The organism is Frankia tisae (assembly GCF_025403405.1).
GTDB classification, from domain to species: domain Bacteria; phylum Actinomycetota; class Actinomycetes; order Frankiales; family Frankiaceae; genus Frankia; species Frankia tisai.
Genome location: NZ_JANEZT010000484.1, coordinates 1 through 4,084, shown reverse-complemented (window position 1 = coordinate 4,084; position 4,084 = coordinate 1). Strand labels below are relative to the sequence as shown.

The 4,084-nt window shown below is 72.6% G+C and carries 4 protein-coding genes; 2 read left to right on the top strand and 2 right to left on the bottom strand.

All coding sequences use genetic code 11. The annotated features are described in order from the left end of the window. A partial coding sequence (locus NBZ85_RS28485) for a hypothetical protein (RefSeq protein WP_261563044.1) occupies positions 1-272 on the top strand: 272 nt, incomplete at its 5' end. 146 nt (positions 273-418) lie between these two features. Here NBZ85_RS28485 and NBZ85_RS28480 read toward each other — a convergent pair. Together NBZ85_RS28480 and NBZ85_RS28475 are read right to left on the bottom strand one after the other, a co-directional pair. Beyond that, positions 419-799 carry a DUF4267 domain-containing protein gene (locus tag NBZ85_RS28480; RefSeq protein ID WP_261556378.1) on the bottom strand — a complete coding sequence of 127 codons (381 nt, stop codon included), beginning with the start codon at positions 797-799 and terminating at the stop codon, positions 419-421. A gap of 3 nt (positions 800-802) precedes the next feature. Beyond that, a complete protein-coding gene (locus NBZ85_RS28475; protein ID WP_261556379.1) occupies positions 803-1,576 on the bottom strand; it encodes a hemerythrin domain-containing protein in 774 nt (257 codons plus the stop codon). Positions 1,577-1,797: 221 nt separating this feature from the next. Between NBZ85_RS28475 and NBZ85_RS28470 the strand changes: the two genes are divergently transcribed. Beyond that, a partial coding sequence (locus NBZ85_RS28470; protein WP_261563041.1) for an ATP-binding protein occupies positions 1,798-4,084 on the top strand: 2,287 nt, incomplete at its 3' end.

Genomic DNA, 4,084 nt, shown 5'->3' with positions numbered 1-4,084 from the left:
GATCACGACCCCGGCGGCGCCCCCCGGCGCCCCCACCGCACGTCGGCCGCGTCCCTGCGCGCGGCCGCACCGGCAGGAACGCCCGGGCGTGCACATACGGCCCGGCCTGCGGCGAGTTCGTCGAGTACCTGCCGTTCGCGGTCGGTGAGCTGTGGGGACGGGGTTTCCCAGGGAGCCTGTGGCGGGTTGGTCAGCAGGATGAGGGCCCGTGCCGCGATACCCGGTCCGAAGATGGCTTCGCCGTGGGCCACCGCGGTGATGGCTCGGTGTAGTTCTTCCTGACCGCCCTGACGGCGGCGACCGGATCGGAGGTCAGCCCCGATGGACCGCGGCGGCCGGCCACGCCCGGTGCCCCGCTGAAAGGCCGGGTCGATTTCCCACCTCGCGTCGGGGCACCATCCCGGCCGAGCCGTGATCGTCAGCCGAGCAGAAGGAGGCCCGCGGTGATGAGCAGCAGCACCGCCGTGAGGCCGTGGATGGCGTACGCGGTGACCTTGGGCCCCTGGTGGCGCAGCACGATCAGCGCGTCGCCAATCGGGACAACGGTGACCATGAGCATGAACCAGCCGAGCGCGTGTTGGGTCGAGGCGAGGATCAGGGCTATCGGAATGAGCCCCGAGGCGATGTCCCGGATCCCCTTGACCGCGAAGTAGGCGTCGGCCTGGCCGATGTCCGGCGGCACGGCGACGCCGAAGGCGGCAGCGGCGGCCCGGGGTACGAGCAGAAACCGCATTCCGATGAAGATGATGGTGACGCTGACGATCCACGAGAACGCGTAGCCAACATGGGTGGCTGTCATGGTCTACCGTGCCGACCTGGTTGCGGAAGCAGCCCCGTCGACGGTGCCCGGCTTGTCGGTGGGGTTCGGCTTGTCGGCGGCGACGGCAACGGGCCGGTGAGTACCCCGGATCCGCCGCACGTGGGCCGCGTAGAGGATCCGGCCGACCGAGAACCAGATGATGCGGGCCGGCAGCGGAAGCCCGGCGAGGAACGCCTTGCGCTCAGCCGGCTGCGCGTCCTCCAACACGGCGCCCAGCAGGGTCAGGAGCGCGTTCTTAGGGGTGTTGGCGAGGAAGTGCTCGCCCTGGGCCGCCCATTCCGGCACGCTGAGATACTCGGCGGCGAGTGGCAACAGGTGCGATTCCTCGTCGTCGAGATGCTCGATCAATACCGCCCGATGCTCGACGAGAGCCTCGACGAGGGCGTCCCGATCCGACCGGCCCGCGCCGGCCTCCCAGGCCACCAGGGCGGTCTGCGCCCGGACGAGGCTCGCAGCCACCTCCTCGTGCTGGGCCTCCATCCGCAGCACTACGTCGGCACCCAGGTCCAGGCGGGCGAGCAGCAGCGGCCAGACCAGCTCGTCCTCACCGTGGTGGTGCACACTGAGGCCGAGCTGGTACCACCGAAAGTAGCCGGCGAGGACCCGTGCCCGGGCGGTGTCGCCCGCGGGAACCCGGGCCGTCAGCTCGGCCAGCAACCGCGATTCGCGGCGGAAGGCCCGATGAATGATCGCCATCTCCTGGGTGTTCGGGCGTTCGGTGTCGGTGTCGGTGTCGGGGGCTGCGAAAGTGGTCACGGTGTTCCTCTCTCGGTCGCGGCCTTTCCGGGTCCGCGGCCTTTCCGGGTCGCGGCCCTCCTGGGTCGCGGTGGACTGTTCGATCGGACTGTTTGGTTGAGCTGTTCGGTTGAGCTGGGATCAGCATCGGCGGCGGCACTTGGAGCGCTCGTGGAGCTGAGTTGGAGCCGTCCCGCCGGTTCGCCGGATGGCTTGGAGCGGATGGATAGGATCGGTACGCGATGGTCCGGATCCGAGTGCTCGGCCCACTGTCGGTCGAGGTGGGCGGACGCGCCGTCGCCCTGGGCGGCCCGCGGCAACGGGCGGTTCTCGCCCGGCTGGTCATCGCCCGCGGCGAGCTCGTCTCGGTCGACAGGTTGATCGAGGATCTGTGGCGCGGCGAACCACCGGCCAAGGCCGTGACCTCCCTGCAGTCCTACGTCTCCAATCTGCGCCGGCTGCTGGAGCCGGGGCGCCCGCCGAGGACACCGGCGACGATCCTCATCAGCGCGAACCCGGGTTATGCCGTCGCGCTTGACCGGGAGGCGGTGGACGCCTGGCGGTTCGAGTCGCTGCTGCGCGAGGCCCGGCGCAGCGCCGCCACCGGCACCGCATCCCGGGCGCTGATCTCCGAGGGCCTGTCACTGTGGCGCGGCGACGCGTTCGGTGAGGTCGCCGACGAATCCTGGGCCACAGCCGAGACCACCCGGTTGGCGGAACTTCGCGTCGAGGCCCGGGAGATACTCGCCGCCGTCGAACTGCGCGCCGGCGACCTGTCCGCCGCCGTGCGACTCGCGGACACGCTCACCCGGCGCGAGCCCCTGCGGGAGGAGGGCTGGCGACTGCTGGCCCTTTCCCTGTGGGGCAGCAACCGGCAGGCCGACGCCCTCGACGCGCTGCGCCGCGCCCGTCGGCGGCTGGCCGAGGAGCTCGGCCTGGACCCGGGCCCCGAACTCGCCCGTCTGGAGGAGGCGATCCTCCGGCAGGACCGGGACGTCCTCGATGCGGCGATGCGCCCCTCGGCGCCCGCGCCACGCGGATCATCCGAGCCGGACGAGGCATCCAAGCCGGACGAAGCATCCAAGCCGGGCGGAGCACCCGAGCCAGCCCGAGCGCCGGAACCGAGCGGAGCGCCGCAACCGCTGCCGGCCGCCACGTCGGCCGCCACGCCGGCCGCCGAACTGTTCGCCGGTCGCGAGCGGGAACTCGCCGCGCTGGTGGACGTCGCCGCCGAGGTCGGCACCGACCGTGCGAGGATCGCGCTGGTCAGCGGCGAACCAGGCGCCGGGAAGTCCGCGCTGTTGCGGCGGTTGCGCCACCAGCTCGACGGGACCGGCTGGCTGGTCGTGACCGGGCAGTGTCTCGAGGCCGAGGGGGCTCCCCCGGCCTGGGCGTGGCTGCAGGCTCTGCGCGTCCTGGCCGACGCCGCTCCCCCGCCGGCCGCGCTGGCCGAGCTTCTCGAACCTCTCCTCTCGGACCGGCTGACCGACGACCCGCCGGGTCACAGGCCCACGAACATCGACATGGACATGGACACCGGCGTGGACATCGGCCGGCAGGACCGCGTCGACGCCTCGGCCGGCCGGTTCCGACTACATCGCGCAGTGATGGCCTGGCTACGAATGGTCGCCGAGCGGAATCCGGCGGGAAAGCTGGCGATCGTCCTGGACGATCTGCACTGGGCCGACGCGGAGACCCTGGCTCTGCTCGCTGCGGTCGGTACGCAGGTGACCGATGCGCCGATCCTGCTGCTGGCGGCCTACCGGGACAGGGAGGCCGGCCCGGGCCTGACCGAGGCGCTCGCCGGGCTGGCCGCCCGTTCACCGCTGCGCCTGGCGCTGGGTGGGCTCTCACGGGCGGCCATCGCCGACGTCATCGGGGCGGTCTGCCAGCTGCCCGTCGACCCCGACACCGTGCTGGCCCTCGCCGAACGCACCGGGGGAAACCCGTTCCACGTGTGGGAAAGCGCCCGGCTTCTCGCCAGTGAAGGGGCGCTCGTCGCGCTTTCCGAGGTGCCGGACGGGGTGCGCGACGTGCTCCGCCGGCGGCTCGCGCGCCTGCCCGAGGCGTCGGTGGCGGTGCTGCGGCTGGCCGCCGTCGCCGGCCGGGAAGCCGACGTCGAGGTGCTCATCGACGCGGCCAACACCGACGAGGAGGGCGTGCTCGATGCCCTGGACGCCGGGCTCATCGCCGGTCTGCTCACCGAGCCCGCGCCAGGACGGGTCCGGTTCACCCACGCCCTCGTCCGGGACACCCTGAGCACCGATCTCAGTCAGCTGCGCCGCACCCGCATGCACAGCAGACTCGGCGCCGCCCTCGAGCGGCTGCAGCCCGACAACCTGCCGGCGCTGGCCCACCACTACATCCGGGCCGCCTCGGCGGCCACGGCGCGGCGCGCCGTCGACTACGCGGTCCGGGCGGCGCAGATCGCCGAACGCCGCTACGCCCACGACACGGCGGCGGACCTGCTCGCGGGCGCGCTCGACAGCTTCGGCCGTATTCCGGCCGGCGATCCCGCGCCCCCCGGCG